The sequence below is a fragment of the Rossellomorea aquimaris genome (genome assembly GCF_001877785.1).
Lineage (GTDB): Bacteria > Bacillota > Bacilli > Bacillales > Bacillaceae_B > Rossellomorea > Rossellomorea aquimaris_A.
The window spans coordinates 1-943 of the sequence record NZ_MINN01000092.1 but is presented as its reverse complement, the minus strand read 5'-3'; the positions used below and the strand labels follow the sequence as shown (position 1 = coordinate 943).

Genomic DNA, 943 nt, shown 5'->3' with positions numbered 1-943 from the left:
TGTGTTGGCGTTGTGTTTGATATGTGGATGATGAAATCTCAGTTCGTTTTGATGACATTGTGTGCTATGTCTGGTTTAATGGTGAAAGTTACTATAAGTGGTCTACTTGGGTGGGTGAATGTAGAGGAGGGAGGAGGAGTGAGGTGTTGTGTAGGAGGATAGGAGACGGGGAGAAGATAGGGGTTCGGAATTTGGGCTCGAAGGTGTGTATAGTGTTTTTTTTTTTTTTTACCACTATGCTGCCGGTGAATTGCTGATGGAACAATTGTTGGATGATATGGGCGACTCAGGAGAAATCGTCCTGCTGGGTGATGGCAATCTCGAATATAGTGAGCGCCTCCGCTTGAACGGAATGGAGGAAAGTCTCAAACAATATCCTGAGATCCGGTCCATTTATATAGAAAGTGGATCATCTGACGAGGAAGCAGCAGCTGCTGCGCAAAGCGCACTGAACCAGCATCCGAATGTCGATGCATTCATCTTGCTCGATATCCGTCAAGCCCGTGTAGTCATGCAGGAAATCAGCAGCCGCACCGAACTCGAACCATTTTTTCTGTATTCGTTCGATGACGGTTCGGATGCTTCTGAGCTGCTAACAGAGGGGAAGCTGGATGCGATCATCGAACAATCGCCGAAAGAGATGGGGGCGAAAAGCGTCGAGATGATGATGAAGTGGCTTCGCAATGAAGTTGTCCCTCTCGATTCTGCAGGATATGTGACCGATATCCGCATAGTGGAAGGAAAGGATGAATTGCCGTGAACACGATCCAAAAAAAGATTTGGATGCTCGCGGGAATCGTCATTGTCATGATGTTCGCGATTTGGCTAGCATTGACGTTTTATAACCAGAAAATGCAGGATCAATACAATGATATTTTGGAGCGCTATCTGCAGATGAATGAAGTAACTGCTTCGAGCCAGCAGACCGTGACCAATTTGAACG

1 protein-coding gene and 1 pseudogene are annotated in these 943 nt (G+C 46.6%); both read left to right on the top strand.

Annotated elements, in window-relative coordinates:
• Positions 1–205: 205 nt before the first annotated feature.
• Positions 206–760, top strand: coding sequence for a sugar ABC transporter substrate-binding protein (locus BHE18_RS12500; protein WP_071618909.1), 555 nt, complete (start codon positions 206–208; stop codon positions 758–760).
• A pseudogene (locus tag BHE18_RS12495) lies at positions 757–943 on the top strand (two-component sensor histidine kinase); the annotation flags it as partial. The gene BHE18_RS12500 and the pseudogene BHE18_RS12495, both read left to right, overlap by 4 nt.